Source organism: Arthrobacter sp. NPDC057388 (assembly GCF_042668165.1).
Classification (GTDB): domain Bacteria; phylum Actinomycetota; class Actinomycetes; order Actinomycetales; family Micrococcaceae; genus Arthrobacter.
In genome coordinates, this window is sequence record NZ_JBHVBL010000043.1 from 1 (window position 1) to 16,456 (window position 16,456).

Sequence of the window (16,456 nt, forward strand, 5' to 3'; positions counted from 1 at the left end):
GGCCGGCCCCGAAGAGCCGGCCCGCCGCCGTCGTAATCCAGTTCCTAGTTCACCGCACCGGTGAACTTCTCGCCGGGGCCCTTGCCCGGAGGATCCGGGAGGATGGACTCTTCGCGGAAGGCGAGCTGCAGGGACCGCAGGCCGTCGCGCAACGGGCCGGCGTGCTGGGAGCCGATCTCGGGCGCGGCTGCCGTCACCAGTCCGGCGAGGGCAGTGATGAGCTTGCGGGCCTCGTCCAGGTCCTTCAGCTCGGCGGCGTTCTCCTCAGCGGCCAGGCCAAGCTTCACGGCGGATGCGCTCATGAGGTGTACCGCGGCCGTGGTGATGACCTCGATCGCGGGAACTTCGGAGATGTCGCGAATTTGCTGCGTGACGTCGTCCCCGGCGCCCGGCGCCTGGTAGACGTGTGAATTGCTGTCTGGAGTGCTCATACTGGTAAGCTTGTCACAGACCGACTGGATGTCGTTATTTTGCCGTGTATGAGACCCACTGCCGCAAATGTGCGGTGAGCGGGTATCTTTCTGTAGAATTGACACTCAGTTTGCAAGCGGAGTTCTCTCCCACCCGCGTCAGCCGTTTTCCCTGGAAGGTTCAGGGCAGCAAGGTTGCCGGGTAACGGTCGGGCGGTTCCCCGGACAGGAGTCCGGAGAAGTGCGTGCAGTCCCCGCGGGGAAGTGCACATCCGATCTTTGAGGCCTCCGATTGCTCCGGCAATTGGGGGCCTTCTCTATTTTGCCGGTGGAACACCCATCACAAACACAGGAGCTTTAACATTAGCGAGCCAAGAATCAATGAGCGTATCCGCGTCCCTGAGGTGCGGCTGGTCGGCCCTGCCGGCGAACAGGTAGGGATCGTCCGCATCGAGGATGCCCTGCGTCTGGCTGCCGAGTCCGACCTGGATCTCGTTGAAGTTGCACCGCAGGCCAAGCCTCCGGTGTGCAAGCTGATGGACTTCGGCAAGTACAAGTACGAAGCCGCAGTCAAGGCCCGTGAGGCCCGGAAGAACCAGACCAACACGGTTCTGAAGGAAATCCGGTTCCGCCTGAAGATCGACACCCACGACTACGAGACCAAGCGCGGCCATGCCCTGCGGTTCCTCGGAGCCGGGGACAAGGTCAAGGCCATGATCCAGTTCCGCGGCCGTGAGCAGCAGCGCCCCGAAATGGGCCTGCGCCTGCTTCAGCGTTTCGCCGAGGATGTGGCTGAAGTCGGCGTCGTGGAGTCAAGCCCGCGCATCGACGGCCGCAACATGGTCATGGTCATCGGACCGCTGAAGAACAAGGCAGAGGCGAAGGCCGAAGCCCGCCGCGCCACCCAGCGTGCCGAGGCCAAGGCGCAGAACGAAGCCAAGGCCGCCGCCCGCGTGGACGTGTCCGGTAAGGACCAGGCGCCGATGACGCAGTCGCTCGGTGACCTCCTGCCCGAGGGCTTCAAGGTTTCTGCGGACACCGCCGCAGAGGCACCGGCCGCTTCCGCTGAGGAAGCTCCCGTTGAGGCCCCCGCCCAGGAAGCTTCGGCTGCAGAGGCTCCCGCCCAGGAGGCTCCGGCCCAGGAGGCTCCGGTCGCCGAAGCACCCGTTGCGGCGCCTGCGCCGAAGGCTGCCGAGCCTGCTGCCGCCAAGGTGCCTGCACCCCAGGCCCCCAAGGCCGAGACGCCTGCTCCTGCGGCGCCGAAGCCTGCGGCTGTGCCTGCCCCGCCCAAGCCGGTGGCCAGGCCCGCCGCGCCGAAGCCGGTGGCTCGTCCTGCGGCACCGCGGCCCACGCCGAAGCCTGCGGGTAAGAAGACCAACTAGTTCGAAACTGCGGAAGGTATTCCCTTCAGGCAGTCAGCAACCAGCATGCCGCCCCCAGGGGCGGCTGCGCGAAAGACTGCAGACATGGTCTGCGGATACGTTAGGAGATCGGTTCCCATGCCGAAGATGAAAACCCACAGTGGTGCTAAGAAGCGCTTCAAGCTGACCGGTACCGGCAAGCTGCGCCGCCAGCAGGCCAACCGCCGCCACTACCTGGAGCACAAGTCCACCCGCCTGACCCGTCGCCTCGCCGGCGACAAGATCGTCTTCAAGGGCGACGCCAAGGTCATCCGGAAGATGCTCGGCATCTAGTTCCAAGCTCTCCGGCAGCGGCCACCAGGCTGCAGCCACCTACCAATAAAGCCTTCTCAGGCCAGCCGGATCACCGGCGAAAGATGCTTGGGACAAGAATTCTGAAGGAGTACGCACGTGGCACGTGTGAAGCGGGCGGTAAATGCCCACAAGAAGCGCCGGGTTGTCCTCGAACGCGCCAAAGGTTACCGTGGGCAGCGCTCACGCCTGTACCGCAAGGCAAAAGAACAGCTGCTGCACTCGTTTGTGTACAGCTACGGTGACCGCAAGAAGAAGAAGGGCGACTTCCGCCGCCTGTGGATCCAGCGCATCAACGCTGCATCCCGCGCCAACGGCCTGACCTACAACCGCCTGATCCAGGGCCTGAAGGCCGCTGAGGTTGAGGTTGACCGCCGCATGCTGGCCGAGCTCGCCGTTTCCGACGCCAACGCTTTCGCTGCGCTGGTCCAGGTTGCCAAGGACGCCCTGCCTGCTGACACCTCCGCTCCGGCTGCCGCTGCCGAGGCTGCACCGAAGGCCAAGGCTACCCGCGCACGCGCTGCGAAGAAGCCGGCCGCTGCAGCTGCAGAGTAAGCAGCCAGCTCCCAGTTCAAGGACCGGTGGCAACAGCCACTAAGGTTTCTTATATGAACGAAACCGGGCGCCCGCAAGACTTTCCACTCTCCAATCCCCGAGCAGATCGGGTGAGGGATGTGGCAAAGCTTGCAGGGCGCCCGGTCCGTTTAAAACGCCGGCAGTTCCTGGCCGAAGGCCCGCAGGCGGTCCGTGAAGCGCTGGTGCTGCATGGCAAGCGGATCGCGGCCGGCCAGCCGGGAATAGTCCGGGAAGTGTATGCCAGCGAGTCCTGCCTGGACCGCTACCCGGAGTTTGAGGAACTGGCCGTGGGAACTGCCGCGCGGCTCGCCACTGACGACGTTTTGGCCGCCATGGCGGATACCGTTACCCCGCAGGGGATCGTCGCGGTCTGTGATTTCGTGGACGTGGCGCTGGCGGACGTGCTCGACGCCGGCCCCCGCCTGATTGCCGTGCTGTGCCAGGTCCGGGACCCCGGCAACGCCGGCACCGTCCTGCGGGCCGCAGATGCCGCGGGCGCCGATGCCGTGGTGCTTACCGGTTCCAGCGTGGACATCTACAACCCCAAGGCGGTCCGCTCCACCGCCGGCTCCCTGTTCCACCTCCCGGTGGTGCTCGGCGCCGATGTCAATGAGCTCGTGGCGCTGTGCAAAGCCCGGGGGATCGGCGTGCTCGCTGCTGACGGATACGGGAAGCTGAACCTGGACCGCCTGCAGGACGAGAACGCCGCGCGCCGGCTGGGCGCATCGACCGCCGGTTCGGACTACGCCCTGGAGAACCCGACCGCCTGGCTATTCGGCAACGAGGCCCAGGGGCTTTCCGACGACGAGCTCGCGCTTGCCGATCACCGCGTGGCGGTGCCCGTGTACGGCGCTGCGGAAAGCCTCAACCTGGGGACGGCCGCGACGGTCTGCCTCTACGCGAGTGCGAGGTCCCAGCAGCCTGGGTAACCCGGCGGTTAGCGCAGGGGAGTTTTTGTACAGATATTGGCCGCGAACGGCACTTCAACCCGCGGTATCTGGACAAAAACTCCGGCTGTCGAGGGGTTCCTTTTGAAGGGCGTTGCGGGCAGATAGGAAGCCGGGGAGATAAAAGTTCCGGGCAGATGAGAAGGAGCCGGTGTCCACCGTTGAGGTGGACACCCGCTCCTGTCTGTTTTGTCTATGATGTGCCCGGGCCTGCCGACGCCCGGTGCCTATGATTCAGGGCTGTTATGGTGCCCGCGTGGTCCGGTTGCGGCCGGTGATTGCGCCGTAGATGCCTGCGACTACGAGTCCGCCGATGATGGCGAGGATCCAGGTGCCGAGGTCAAAGAACGCCAGGTCACCCTTGCCGAAGAGAAGGCTGCCGATCCAGCCGCCAACGATGGCGCCAACCACGCCCAGAACCAGGCTGGTGACCCAGCCGCCGCCGACCCGTCCGGGCATGACAGCTTTAACAATTGCGCCTACGATCAGGCCGAGAATAATCCAAGCAAGAAAACCCATTGTCTGCTCCTTCATATTCGTCGGGAGCGATTCTTATCAGTCCCGATATGGCTTCAAGCTAACACAGCGCGCGTTTCTTTGTCAGTAGGCTTAGTTTTGGCTTTTTTCGTTGCGCCAGCAGCCCCTGCACGGTTTCTGCCGGGGGCCGGGCGGGTACGTTGATTACTGGGAGGCGGCATCATGTTGCCTTGCCCGGTCCGTTGAATAGCTGTGAAGAGAGGTGGGCCTGCCTTGTCTGCAAGTGGCGGTACCAAGGCGATTGTTGCGGCGCTGGCTGCCAACCTGACCATCGCCGCGCTGAAGTTCGTAGCGTTCCTGCTGACCCGCTCCTCATCGATGCTCGCCGAAGCCATCCACTCAGTGGCGGACTCCGGCAACCAGGTGTTGTTGCTGGTCGGCGGGAAGCGTGCCCAGCGGGCGGCGAGCCCTGAACACCCCTTCGGGTACGGTCGCGAACGCTACATCTATGCGTTCATTGTCTCCATCGTGCTGTTCAGCGTCGGCGGCCTGTTCGCCCTGTATGAGGCATGGGAAAAGATCCAGCACCCGCACGGGATCGAAGGTGACTTCTGGTGGGTGCCGCTGGCAGTGCTGGTCGGTGCCATCATCGCCGAAGGATTCTCATTCCGGACGGCCATCACCGAGGCCAACCACGTCCGCGGCCGGCAGGGCTGGGTCAGCTTTGTACGCACCGCCAAGCAGCCTGAGCTGCCGGTGATTCTGCTCGAGGACTTTGGTGCGCTGCTCGGGCTGTTCTTCGCTCTGCTCGGTGTGGGGCTGACGCTGCTCACCGGGGACGGCATCTGGGACGGGATCGGGACCGCCATGATCGGCCTGCTGCTGGTGTCCATCGCCGTCATCCTGGCCATGGAAACCAAGTCGCTGCTGCTGGGGGAGTCGGCAACCAAGGACGATGTTGGCCGCATCCGCCGCGCCATCGAATCCGACGGAACCGCCATCATCCACCTCAAGACCCTGCACCTGGGTCCTGAGGAACTGCTGGTGGCTGCCAAGATCAGCGTGGGGGCGGGTGATTCGGGTCTGGATATTGCCAAAGCCATCGACGACGCCGAGGCCCGGATCCGTGCGGAAGTCCCCATTGCGCGGGTCATCTACCTGGAGCCCGACATCCGCCGTGCCCAGCTAACCAGCGGGCCCGCCCTTGCGGGCGATCCGGGCGCCTAGCTTCTGCTGGAACCAGCTTCCTGCTGTGGCCCCAGCTTCTGTTGTAAGGGGCTCAGCCGACGCTGTGCTCCTGCGGGGCCAGCGGCTTTTTGCGTTCCAGCAGGCCGCTGAGCAGCGCTACCATCAGCCCAAGAATGGCCAGTACGGCACCCACCAGGGCAGGCGCCACGTAACCCCAGCCCAAGGCAATCACGACGCCGCCAAGGAAAGCGCCCAGGGCGTTGGCCACGTTAAGTGCCGCATGGTTGAGGGACGACGCCAGCGATGGCGCGTCCGGAGATGCATCCAGCAGCCGGGTCTGCAGGGCCGGGACGAGCATGGACCCGGCGCCGCCAACGACGAACACCATGACGAAAGCTGCCCACGGCCAGTGCACGGCCACGGCGTAAACCACCAGCGCAACTGCGATTCCCGGCAGGACCCGGTAGATGGTGCCCATCACGGACTTGTCCGCTATTCGGCCGCCGACAATGTTTCCGGCCACCATTCCCAGGCCATACAGGGCCACCACGAAGGGCAGCAGGGAAGTGGGCATGCCGGCCACGGAGGTCATGGTGTGCGAGATGTAGGTGTAGGTGGCGAAGAAGCCGCCGAACCCGACGATGCCGATGAGGATTGCCAGCCACACCTGTGCCCGGCGTAAGGCACCCAGTTCCCTGCGAATGCTCGCCCCGGCATGGGTCGGCTGGAACGGGACGAATTTCCAGATGAGCGCCAGGGTCGCAAGGCCGAGCACTCCCACCAGGACGAAGAGCAGCCGCCAGCCAAACGTCTGGCCAAGCCACGTCGCGAAGGGAACCCCCACCACGTTGGCGACGGTGAGACCGGCCATCACCATGGAAATGGCCCAGCCACGCCTGGTCGGCGCCACCAGGGAAGCGGCAATCACCGCCGCCACGCCAAAGAACGCGCCATGGGGCAGTCCCGCCGCGAACCGCGAGACCAGCATGCCTGCGTAGTCCGGAGCGATAAACGAGGACAGGTTGGCAACGCTAAAGAAGAGCATCAGTCCCAGGGCGAGGAACTTCCGCGGCAGCTTCGCGCCGACGGCGGCCAGCACGGGAGCTCCGACGACGACGCCCAGGGCGTAGGCCGAGATGAGGTGGCCGGCCTCGGGGGTGCTGATCCGCAGCCCCACTTCGACCTCCTTGAGCAGGCCCATCATGGCGAATTCGGTGACACCGATCCCGAAGCCGCCCATCGCCAGGGCCAGTATGGCCGGGCCAACGCGGGTGGCGGTTTTGGGCGTGCGGGGAGCTTGGACAGTGGAAGTCATGTGCCTGCTTTTCGAAAGGGATTACTGAGTCTCGGCCTCGTTGCCACTGATAAGTACGATTTTAACAAGCCCGTTGCCCGCAGATCCATTCCCGCCCTGCGGTGGCCTGCATCCCTCATAGACTGGACCGGTGACTGAACTGATCAACGTCGTTGGCGGGGCCGTGCTCGACTCGCTGTCCGCTCCCACCCGGCTCCTGGCGGCACGCCGGACTGCGCCTCCGCAGTTCGCCGGCATGTGGGAATTCCCTGGCGGCAAAGTGGAAGCGGGGGAATCTCCCGAGGGGGCACTGCACCGGGAGCTCCGTGAGGAACTCGGCATCGACGTCGTTCTTGGGGCGGAACTGGACGCGCCGGGTCCGGCAGGCTGGCCCCTGAATGACCGCGCTGTGATGCGGGTGTGGTTCGCAGAAGTCGCCGACGGCGACCCGCGGCCGCTCGAAGACCATGATGAACTGCGGTGGGTCAGCATCCTCGATGGTGACGAAGCTCTCAGGCTGCCATGGATCCCGGCAGACCTGCCGATTGTCCGGGCGCTGCTGGCCAGCGTCGCCACCGCGAGCAGCGCGGGCTCCCTCCGCGGAAATTAACACCACCCATCACCGGGTTCTTCAAGCTGTTTGTTCGAATTTGTTGCCTTAAGGACTGCTGGGCAGAATTACATGCCGGACACCTCTGGTGTGTCTCACTCCTTGGACCCTTCCGGGAGATCCGCCCAGCCCCCTGAAGGAACCGCATGATATCCGTGAGCCGCGTCACCAAGAGCTACGGCTCCGGGACCGCACAGGTCCGTGCCCTCGATGACGTGACACTGTCCGTGAAGCAGGGTGAAATCTTCGGTGTCGTGGGCCAGAGCGGGGCGGGCAAGAGTACCCTGATCCGCACCATCAACGCCCTGGAGCAGCCGGATTCCGGAACCGTCCACGTCGGCGGCCGGGACATGACAAAGCTTGCGGGCAAGGAGCTCAGGCACGCCCGCCATGACATCGGCATGATCTTCCAGCACTTCAACCTGCTCAGCGGGCGCACCGTCCGGGCCAACGTGGAACTTTCACTTGAGATCACCGGTGTCGGCCGGGCAGAGCGGCGAACGCGGGCCCTGGAAATCCTTGAACTCGTGGGCCTCCACGGCAAAGCTGACGCCTACCCGGCCCAACTCTCGGGCGGCCAGAAGCAGCGTGTGGGCATCGCCCGTGCGCTGGCATCCAACCCGTCGGTGCTGCTTAGCGACGAAGCCACCTCCGCCCTGGACCCGGACACCACCCGCCAGATCCTGGACCTGATCCGGCAGCTGAGCAAGGACCTGGGCCTCACCGTCCTATTGATCACTCACGAGATGGACGTGGTCAAGCGCATCTGCGATTCCGCCGCGGTGATGAGTCATGGCAGGATCCTGGAACAGGGATCAGTCGAGACCCTGCTGACCACGGAGAAGTCCCTGCTTGGCCAGGCGCTCTTCCCCCTGGGCGATATCCCGCTCACGTCCAATACGGTGGTTGAGGTCACCTTCACCGGAGTCACCACGGACCGGCCCGTCATAGCCCAGCTGGCACGCGAACATGGCATCGACGTCGGGATCCTCGGTGCCGCCGTCGAGACCATCCACGGCCGCCAGACCGGACGGACCCGGCTGGAACTCCCGGGAGATGAAAAGACCGTGTCCGGCGCTGTCGCCGATCTGCGTTCGCAAGGACTCTACGTGGAGGTAATCAAGTGATCGACCGCAATGATCCCTACTTTTGGACGGACCTGCTGGACACCATCCTCAAGGGTGCCGGCGAGACCTTTTACACTGTCGGCGTGAGCCTGCTGCTCACGGTCCTCTTCGGGCTGGCGGCCGGCGTGCTGCTGGTCACCACGGAGGCTGACGGCCTGCTGGCCAGGCCCTTCGGCAGCCGCGCCCTGGGCGTCGCCGTGAACCGGGTGCTCGACGTTGTTGTGAACATCGGACGGTCCATCCCCTTCATCATCCTGATGATCCTCCTCATTCCCTTCACCCGCCTGCTTGTGGGTTCCTTCATCGGTCCCACGGCGGCGATTGTGCCGCTGGCGATCGCCGGCATTCCGTTCTTCGCCAGGCTCGTTGAAATCGGCATCCGTGAAGTGCCGCAGGGCCTGGTTGAGGCTGCCCAGTCCCTCGGGGCCACCCGCTGGACCATCCTGACCAAGGTCCTCGTGGCCGAAGCCGTCCCCGCGCTGGCGCTCGGGCTGTCCACCACAGTCGTGGGCCTGATCGGATACTCGGCCATGGTGGGCGCGGTAGGCGGCGGCGGGCTGGGCGATGTGGCCTTCCGCTATGGCTACCAGCGCTACAGCCCCGAGTACATGTTCGCCGTCGTCATCCTCCTGATCCTCCTGGTCCAGGTGTTCCAGTCGCTGGGCAACTTCGCCGCCCGCAGGCTGTCCCACCGCTGACCGCGGGTCCCGTCCCGCGCGATTTTCATCCCCATCCGCTCCATCTTCGAAAGAGTCAAGCATGATCCGTTCCAGCATCCTGAAGGCGGCAGCGGCGGGAGCCGTGGCTGTCCTCGCCCTGTCCGCGTGTGGCAGCCCAAGCTCCTCCAGCGCCGCGGAGACCATCAAAGTCGGCGCCCTCGCGGTGCCCGCCGGTGACATGCTCAAGCATGTCCAGCGGGAGCTCGCGCCCAAGGAAGGCCTCACCGTCGAATACAAGGAGTTCAGCGACTACAACACGCCGAACCCTGCGGTAAGCGACGGCGACATCGACGCCAACCTCTTCCAGAACACCACGTTCATGGAGACCTATAACAAGGCGTCGGGCAAGAACCTGGTCAGCGTGGGCAAGGTCTACCTGCCTCCGATGGCGCTGTACTCGAATGAGGTCAAGAGCCTGGACGCCCTGCCCGAGGGCGCTTCCGTGGCCATTCCCAATGACCCCACCAACGAGGCCCGGGCCCTCAAGCTGCTCGCATCCAAGGGACTCATCGAGGTGAAGGAGAACCCGATCACGCTTAAGGACGTGACCGCGAACCCCAAGAACCTGAAGTTCACCGAGATCGAGAACGCCAGCCTCCCGCAGGCACTCAACGACAAGGACGCTGCCATTGTCACCCTGGCGTTCGCCCTTCCGGCAGGTCTGAGCACCGACAAGCAGATCCTGGTCGAGGGCAAGGACAGCGCGTACTACAACGTCCTGGCCGTCAACGCCGACAAGAAGGACGACGCCCGCGTCCAGAAGCTCTACAAGATCCTGACGTCGCAGGAGATGAAGGACTTCATCCAGGCGGAGTTCAAGGGCCTGGTGATTCCGGCCAGCTAAGGTTGGCCGGCCGGGATGCCGCCGCAGCCAGTCGCTGCCGGGATACCATCCCGCGGAGGGCAGGACGGTCACCGTCCTGCCCTCCGCTGTTTACCGGGTGCTTCTTGGAGGGGGAACCGACAGCTTCAGAACAGCGTGGGCTGTGACGTCCGCGTTCCGCCGTGCTGGCCTGCCCGGTGCTCGCCTGCCCTGTGCTGGCCCGCCTCCTGCGGCACGCGGTGCTGGGGGAGGCTTCCCACCGGGTAGGCGGCCTCCTCACCCCGGGGATCGTCGGGCCGGGGGCTGTCAGCGTGGACGTCGAGTTCGCGGTGGCTGAACCCGTGTGAACCGGCGAGGCCGTGCCGTGCCTTGAAGAACCGGACCCTGCCGGCCAGCCAAGTGCGGTATTCCTTGGACGCGTACGACCCCGTGCCATACAGCCGGCGGTAACGGCCCACGAGTTCCGGATGCCGGGCCGCGATCCATTGCATGAACCATTCCCGCGTGCCGGGCTTGAGATACAGTGCCCCGGCGGTGACGCCTGTGGCCCCGGCGGCCGCCAGCGAGGCGAACAGGGAGTCGAGGGCTTCGTCGCTGTCCGAGAGCCACGGCAGGATGGGCATGGCCATCACACCGCAGGGCAGTCCGGCTTCCCGAAGCCTGGATATCAGCTTGAGCCGGGCCCGCGGGCCGGGGGTGCCGGGTTCGATGGCTTCGGAGAGTTGTTCGTCGGTCATGGCAAGCGAGATCCCGATGCCCACCGGGACCTGGGCCGCGGCATGCTTGAGGAGCGGAATGTCGCGCGCCAGCAAGGTTCCCTTGGTCAGGATGGACAGCGGGGTACCGGAATCGGCGAGCGCGCCGATGATGCCCGGCATCAGCCGGTACCGGCCCTCGGCACGCTGGTACGGGTCAGTGTTGGTGCCCAGTGCCACATGCTGCCGCTGCCAGGAGGGCTTGCCCAGCTCCTTGCGCAGCACCTCCGCCGCGTTGATCTTCACCACCACCTGGCTGTCAAAATCCAGGCCGGCATCGAAGTCCAGGTAAGTGTGCGTCTTGCGCGCGAAGCAATAAACGCACGCATGGCTGCATCCCCGGTAGGGGTTCACCGTCCACTCGAACGGCATCCGGGAGCCGGCGGGCACCCTGTTGAGCACCGATTTGGCGGTGACCTCATGAAAGGTGACGCCGGCGAACTCCGGTGTGGACACGGAGCGCACCAGTCCGGCCAGGGGCAGCAGCGGTGCAGTCCCGGGCATTTCCGGCTGTGCCGGCTTGAGTGCCTGCGCGTCCCATCTCATGCCCTTAATTCGAAGGTATGTTCGAACTTAAGTCAAGGCCCGTCGTCGGCGTTTCCCCTTCCTGGGGCGGCAGCCACCAGCCGATGCCCGTGGGCAGCAGGGTCAGCTGGCGCCGGAGCGCAGCTCCCATTCAACAGTCACGCTGGCGCTGACGCTCAGGTCCCCGGCCTCCACGGCGACGGAGTCTGCGGCGAAGACCCGCTGCATTCCCCCCAGCGGGACGGGTGCCGGCGGCAGGGGATGCTGGTGCACGGAGACCACTGCACCCAGTTCGGCGCCGGCCAGCCCGGCGAACTGTGCTGCCGCGGTCCGGGCGTCTGACCAGGCTGCTTCCCGGGCCAGCGCCAGGACGGCCGCGGTGTCTGCGAAGCCGAGTTGCACGCCGTCCAGGCGGACGTCGTTGCTGCCCGCCTCCACGGCCGCCGCGATGGTCTCCGACGCGGCAGCCAGCTCCCGGAGCTGCACATTGAGCGTGCTGGATGCCACATAGCCGGTGATTTGCTGTCCCCGGCCCTCCTGCCAAACGGCGTCGGCGCGGACGTTGAGTCCCGACGTCCTGATGTCCCGGCTCCCAACACCCTGGCTTCGCAAGGTGCCCGTTACTGCCGCGGCCGCCTCTCCGGCAGCGGCATAGGCATCACCTGCGGTGTCGCGCCGGCACTCCACGCCGATGGAGAGCGTCAGCAGGTCCGGGGCGGCCTCAACGGTCCCGGACCCCGTGACGGTGACACTCCGGACCGCTGCCTGGTCCGCGGCTTCAGCCACGCCCGCGCCTCCTGTTCCGTTGGCTGCGGATTACCCTTTGCCACGGGATCCCCGTGCGCCCCCGGATCCCCGTGCGCCCGTGGTGCATGCGCGTCCGGACCATTCCGCGCCCTGGGACCATTGCGTGCCTCCGGTCCACATAGCCGCCGGCCTCCAGCCCGGCATGCCGTTCGAAGGGATTTCCCGACGCCGGATCGCCGTACCGCAGTGCCGACCATGCTGCGGCCGCGAAGTAGAACAGGAGGAAGGGCAGTCCCTGGCACCATGCGTACTGGGTGCTGTGGCGTTCTTCATGGCCCAGGAGCACGCGGCCGGTCAGGGCGGCGTCGGCATCCGAACGGAAAATGACCACGTTGCCTACCGTGAAGGCGCCCGCCAGCGGCAGCCGCCAGCGGTAACCGGTGGCAACTATGAGGCCGCGCGGACCGTGGAAAATCCGGGTGCCGGCCAGCCGGGCAAGTGCCAGCCCCAGCGGTGTGGAGGCGTTCAGGACGTTGGCGAGCTGCCTGAGGCGCTGCCCCTGGGTCAGCGGTGCGGTGCGGCCTTGCATCATGGGCCCATGCTAGCCGCGGCCGTTCCCGCGATACAGGTATGGAAAAGGAAACCGGGATGCCGTCACGTAATTGGCCGCTGTCAATTAGCCCGGCGCCGTCAATTAGACTGGGAACAGTGCCTGCCGGCCACCCGCCGGCGAGCCTGCCCTGTCTTGGGATGGCGTCTTTTCGATGACGTCCTTGGATGACTTCATTGCACATGACGTGCCAGCGATGGACGCGCTGCCGGGGAAACCGGCGCGGCTGCACCGGCCGCTGGCACCACCCGACTCGTAGCTAAGAACAGTAGATGACTGAAACTTTGCCGGGCGCCGACGTCCCGAACCCTCTGGATGAAACCGCCATCAACGCCGCCGTGGACCAGGCCGTCGCCGCCATCGCCGGCGCCTCCACGCTCGATGAACTCAAGGCAGTGCGCCTGGCCCACACCGGGGAGAAATCGCCGCTCAGCCTGGCGAACCGCGAGATCGGACGCCTGCCCAAGGACCAGAAGGCCGCTGCCGGCAAGCTGATGGGTTCATCGCGCGGGCGTGTTAACAAGGCGCTCGCGGACCGCACCGCCGAACTGGAAGCGGAGAACGATGCCCGCATCCTGGTCGAGGAGACCGTCGACGTCACGGCGGCCCCGCGCCGCCGTCGGGCCGGTGCCCGGCACCCGCTGTCCACGCTCCAGGACCGCGTGGCGGACATCTTCGTGGGCATGGGCTGGGAAATCGCCGAAGGGCCCGAAGTGGAATCGGAATGGTTCAACTTCGATGCCCTGAACTTCAAGCCGGACCACCCGGCCCGCGAAATGCAAGACACCTTCTTCGTGGAGCCGCCCGAAGCCCACCTGCTGATGCGCACGCACACCTCGCCGGTGCAGGTCCGCTCCATGCTCGAGCGGGAGCTGCCCATCTATGTGCTGTGCCCCGGCAAGGTGTTCCGCACCGATGAACTCGATGCCACCCACACGCCGGTCTTCCACCAGTTCGAGGGCCTGGCCATCGACAAGAAGCTCAGCATGGCCGACCTCCGCGGAACCCTGGAGCACTTTGCCCGCCAGATGTTCGGCGACGAGGCCCAGATCCGGCTGCGCCCCAACTACTTCCCGTTCACCGAGCCGTCCGCCGAGCTGGACATCTTCCACCCCGGCGCCAAGGGCGGCCCGCGCTGGATCGAATGGGGCGGCTGCGGCATGGTCAACCCCAACGTCCTGCGTGCCGCCGGCATCGACCCGGACGTTTATTCAGGCTTCGCCTTTGGCATGGGCATCGAGCGCACGCTCATGTTCCGCAACGAGGTCGGCGACATGCGCGACATGATCGAGGGCGATGTACGTTTCAGCGAGCACTTCGGGATGGAGATCTAACAGTGCGTATCCCACTTTCCTGGCTGCGTGAGTTCGCGCAGGTACCGGCCGGAGCCACGGCCGAAGACGTGATGGCTGACCTGGTCAAGGTCGGCTTCGAAGAGGAAGCGGTCCACCGCCCCACGGACGCCCTGCGCGGACCCGTCGTGGTGGGCCAGGTCCTGAGCCTGGTCAAGGAGCCGCAGTCCAACGGCAAGACCATCAACTGGTGCCAGGTCCGCGTTGTCCCCGAGGGGCAGGAGCAAACTCTTACCGGCAAGGGCATCGACCCTTCCGGCGTGCAGGGCATCGTCTGCGGTGCGCACAACTTCGTCGAGGGCGACAAGGTGGTTGTCACCCTGCCGGGCGCCGTCCTGCCCGGCGACTTCCACATTTCCGCACGGAAGACGTACGGCCACATGTCCGCCGGCATGATCGCCTCGGTCCGCGAACTGGGCATCGGCGAAGACCATGACGGCATCCTGGTGCTTTCCCGGATCGGGCTGGACCCCGAGGTCGGGACCGACGCCATGGAACTCCTGGGGCTGTACGACCAGGCCGCCGAAATCAACGTGACCCCTGACCGGGGCTACGCCTTCTCCATCCGCGGTGTGGCCCGCGAATACGCCCACGCCACCGGCACAGTGTTCACGGATCCCGCATCCAAGGTCAACGCTCCGGCCGCCCTCTCCGGCGGCTACGGCGTCAAGATCAACGACGACGCACCCATCTACGGCAAGCCCGGCTGCGACCGCTTCGTGGCACGCACCGTCCGGGGTGTGGACGCCGGCAGGCCCACTCCGCCGTGGATGTCCGCGCGGCTTCGCCTGGCCGGAATCCGGTCCATCTCGCTGCCGGTGGACATCTCGAACTACGTGATGCTCGAACTCGGCCAGCCCCTGCACTTCTACGACCAGGACAAGCTGTCCGGAGACATCGTGGTGCGCCGCGCCGTGGCGGGGGAGAAGCTGACCACCCTCGACGGCAAGGAGCGCTCGCTGGACGCCGAGGATCTGCTGATCACCGACGCCTCCGGCCCCATCGGCGTCGCCGGTGTCATGGGCGGTGCTTCCACCGAGGTTTCCGGCACCACCACCACGGTGCTGATCGAGGCGGCCCACTTCGAGGAAGTCTCCATCGCCCGTTCCCGCCGGCGCCACAAGCTGCCGTCCGAAGCGTCCAAGCGCTTCGAGCGCGGTGTGGACTGGCAGGTCGCGAACATCGCGGCCCAGCGCGCCGTCGATCTTCTCGTGGAGCTGGCCGGCGGCACCGCCGATGAGGCCGGTACGGACGTCGGTACCGCGCCGGATGCCGTGACCATCGCACTGCCCGCGGAGTTCCCAGCCGCCCGGATTGGCATCGACTTCACCGAAGAGCAGATCGTCACCTCCCTCGAGGACCTGGGCGCCGTTCTTGAAAAGACCGACGCCGGCTGGACCGTCACGGCGCCGAGCTGGCGGAACGACCTGGAAACCAAGGAAGACCTCTCCGAGGAAGTAGCCCGACTGGTGGGCTACGACCAGATCCCGGCCACCCTGCCGGTGGCGCCTCCCGGCCGCGGCCTGACCCGTGTGCAGCAGCAGCGCCGGCGCCTGGTCCAGGCGCTGGCCGACGCCGGCCTGACCGAGGTGCTGGCATACCCCTTCGTCTCGAAGGCAGCCAACGACACCTTCGGCGTGGCCGAGGAGGGTGCGCCCCGGACTGCGGTAAAGCTGGCCAACCCGATCAGCGAGGAACACGGCTACCTGCGGACGTCGGTACTGCCGGGCCTGCTTGAGGTGGCCAAGCGCAACCACTCCCGCGGCTTCCGCGACCTCGCCGTCTTCGAGGCCGGCCTGGTGTTCCTCCCCGGTGAAACGCTGGGCACGCCCTCCATTCCGCCGTTGGGCGTCAAGCCATCCGATGAGGTGCTCGATGCGCTGTACGACGGCGTTCCGGACCAGCCGCTGCATATAGCCGCCGTCCTGACCGGCCATGATTCGCCCGCTGCCGCAGGCCATGCGCCGAGGCTGTGGGACTGGGCCGATGCCCTGGACATCGCACGCCTCGCAGGTGACGTCCTGGGCGTGGAGCTCGTGGTCACCCAGGGCCGGCACCAGGCGTTCCACCCGGGCCGCGCCGCCCAGCTTTCGCTGCGCTCCGGCGAGGTCGTGGGCTACGCAGGTGAACTGCACCCCAAGCTCCTGGCCGCGCACGATGTCCCGGCGCGGTCCGTCGCGCTGGAGCTGAACGCCGATGCCCTGTTCGAGGCGGCTGCCGACGTCGTGGTGGCCCGCCACATCTCCACCTTCCCCGTGGCCACCCAGGACGTGGCCCTCGTGGTGCCGCAGGACGTCCCCGCGGACGACGTGCTGGCCGTGCTGCGTGAAGGCGCCGGCGAGCTGCTGGAAGACGTTGCCCTGTTCGACGTCTACGCGGGCAAGGGAATCGAGGACGGCAAGAAGTCCCTGGCCTTCGGCCTGCGGTTCCGCGCCACCGACCGGACACTGACGGCGGACGAGGCGTCCGAAGCGCGTGAGCACGCCGTCGCCGCCGCCGCCGAGCGGTTCGGCGCCGTCCAGCGGTAGCTGATCACGCCGTCCAGCGCTAACTGAGCATAAAGAAAGACCACGCCAAATTGGCG

Annotated in this window: 17 protein-coding genes; 11 read left to right on the forward strand and 6 right to left on the reverse strand. The window is 66.1% G+C overall.

What is annotated here, in order from left to right; genetic code table 11:
* Nucleotides 1-44: 44 nt before the first annotated feature.
* Nucleotides 45-431, reverse strand: coding sequence for a DUF1844 domain-containing protein (locus ACFUTU_RS17280; protein ID WP_377966451.1), 387 nt, complete (start codon nt 429-431; stop codon nt 45-47).
* A 383-nt stretch (nt 432-814) separates the two neighbouring features.
* Here ACFUTU_RS17280 and infC point away from each other — a divergent pair, with 383 nt between their 5' ends.
* The 4 genes from infC (at nt 815) to ACFUTU_RS17300 (ending at nt 3,627) form a co-directional block, all read left to right on the forward strand.
* The gene (infC, locus tag ACFUTU_RS17285; RefSeq protein WP_377966453.1) at nt 815-1,792 is read left to right on the forward strand and encodes a translation initiation factor IF-3; all 978 of its coding nucleotides are present in this window, start codon (nt 815-817) and stop codon (nt 1,790-1,792) included.
* A gap of 117 nt (nt 1,793-1,909) precedes the next feature.
* A complete protein-coding gene (rpmI, locus tag ACFUTU_RS17290; RefSeq protein ID WP_076798109.1) occupies nt 1,910-2,104 on the forward strand; it encodes a 50S ribosomal protein L35 in 195 nt (64 codons plus the stop codon).
* 117 nt (nt 2,105-2,221) lie between these two features.
* Nucleotides 2,222-2,677 carry a 50S ribosomal protein L20 gene (gene rplT, locus ACFUTU_RS17295; RefSeq protein WP_377966455.1) on the forward strand — a complete coding sequence of 152 codons (456 nt, stop codon included), beginning with the start codon at nt 2,222-2,224 and terminating at the stop codon, nt 2,675-2,677.
* A gap of 53 nt (nt 2,678-2,730) precedes the next feature.
* Nucleotides 2,731-3,627, forward strand: a complete 897-nt coding sequence (locus ACFUTU_RS17300; RefSeq protein WP_377966457.1) for a TrmH family RNA methyltransferase — start codon at nt 2,731-2,733, stop codon at nt 3,625-3,627.
* A 261-nt stretch (nt 3,628-3,888) separates the two neighbouring features.
* On the opposite strand, the gene ACFUTU_RS17305 is transcribed toward ACFUTU_RS17300, so the two are convergent.
* Nucleotides 3,889-4,164: a GlsB/YeaQ/YmgE family stress response membrane protein gene (locus ACFUTU_RS17305; protein WP_076798106.1), complete on the reverse strand. Its 276-nt coding sequence runs from the start codon at nt 4,162-4,164 to the stop codon at nt 3,889-3,891.
* Between the two features lie 231 nt (nt 4,165-4,395).
* Here ACFUTU_RS17305 and ACFUTU_RS17310 point away from each other — a divergent pair, with 231 nt between their 5' ends.
* The gene (locus tag ACFUTU_RS17310) at nt 4,396-5,349 is read left to right on the forward strand and encodes a cation diffusion facilitator family transporter (protein WP_377966459.1); all 954 of its coding nucleotides are present in this window, start codon (nt 4,396-4,398) and stop codon (nt 5,347-5,349) included.
* A gap of 52 nt (nt 5,350-5,401) precedes the next feature.
* Here the strand turns inward: ACFUTU_RS17310 and ACFUTU_RS17315 are convergent, their stop codons facing one another.
* On the reverse strand, nt 5,402-6,625 hold the full coding sequence (locus tag ACFUTU_RS17315; protein ID WP_377966461.1) for an MFS transporter: 1,224 nt from the start codon (nt 6,623-6,625) through the stop codon (nt 5,402-5,404).
* A gap of 130 nt (nt 6,626-6,755) precedes the next feature.
* Here ACFUTU_RS17315 and ACFUTU_RS17320 point away from each other — a divergent pair, with 130 nt between their 5' ends.
* The 4 genes from ACFUTU_RS17320 to ACFUTU_RS17335 all read left to right on the forward strand — a co-directional run bounded on the left by ACFUTU_RS17320 (nt 6,756) and on the right by ACFUTU_RS17335 (nt 9,904).
* The gene (locus ACFUTU_RS17320) at nt 6,756-7,214 is read left to right on the forward strand and encodes a (deoxy)nucleoside triphosphate pyrophosphohydrolase (protein ID WP_377966463.1); all 459 of its coding nucleotides are present in this window, start codon (nt 6,756-6,758) and stop codon (nt 7,212-7,214) included.
* Nucleotides 7,215-7,360: 146 nt separating this feature from the next.
* Nucleotides 7,361-8,341, forward strand: coding sequence for a methionine ABC transporter ATP-binding protein (locus tag ACFUTU_RS17325; protein WP_377966465.1), 981 nt, complete (start codon nt 7,361-7,363; stop codon nt 8,339-8,341).
* Nucleotides 8,338-9,039, forward strand: a complete 702-nt coding sequence (locus tag ACFUTU_RS17330; RefSeq protein ID WP_377966467.1) for a methionine ABC transporter permease — start codon at nt 8,338-8,340, stop codon at nt 9,037-9,039. Before ACFUTU_RS17325 ends, ACFUTU_RS17330 begins: the two co-directional genes overlap by 4 nt.
* Before the next feature lie 61 nt (nt 9,040-9,100).
* Nucleotides 9,101-9,904 carry a MetQ/NlpA family ABC transporter substrate-binding protein gene (locus ACFUTU_RS17335; protein WP_377966469.1) on the forward strand — a complete coding sequence of 268 codons (804 nt, stop codon included), beginning with the start codon at nt 9,101-9,103 and terminating at the stop codon, nt 9,902-9,904.
* 125 nt (nt 9,905-10,029) lie between these two features.
* Here ACFUTU_RS17335 and ACFUTU_RS17340 read toward each other — a convergent pair whose 3' ends face one another.
* From ACFUTU_RS17340 to ACFUTU_RS17350, 3 genes are all read right to left on the reverse strand, one after another.
* Entirely contained in the window at nt 10,030-11,184 is a 1,155-nt protein-coding gene (locus ACFUTU_RS17340; RefSeq protein ID WP_377966471.1) for an Rv2578c family radical SAM protein, read from the reverse strand.
* A gap of 102 nt (nt 11,185-11,286) precedes the next feature.
* Nucleotides 11,287-11,949 carry an SIMPL domain-containing protein gene (locus tag ACFUTU_RS17345; RefSeq protein ID WP_377966473.1) on the reverse strand — a complete coding sequence of 221 codons (663 nt, stop codon included), beginning with the start codon at nt 11,947-11,949 and terminating at the stop codon, nt 11,287-11,289.
* Nucleotides 11,942-12,502, reverse strand: a complete 561-nt coding sequence (locus ACFUTU_RS17350) for a hypothetical protein (protein WP_377966475.1) — start codon at nt 12,500-12,502, stop codon at nt 11,942-11,944. Before ACFUTU_RS17350 ends, ACFUTU_RS17345 begins: the two co-directional genes overlap by 8 nt.
* Nucleotides 12,503-12,792: 290 nt before the next feature.
* Between ACFUTU_RS17350 and pheS the strand changes: the two genes are divergently transcribed.
* On the forward strand, nt 12,793-13,854 hold the full coding sequence (gene pheS, locus ACFUTU_RS17355; protein WP_377966477.1) for a phenylalanine--tRNA ligase subunit alpha: 1,062 nt from the start codon (nt 12,793-12,795) through the stop codon (nt 13,852-13,854).
* A 2-nt stretch (nt 13,855-13,856) separates the two neighbouring features.
* Nucleotides 13,857-16,400, forward strand: coding sequence for a phenylalanine--tRNA ligase subunit beta (gene pheT, locus ACFUTU_RS17360; RefSeq protein WP_377966479.1), 2,544 nt, complete (start codon nt 13,857-13,859; stop codon nt 16,398-16,400).
* Nucleotides 16,401-16,456 lie beyond the last annotated feature (56 nt).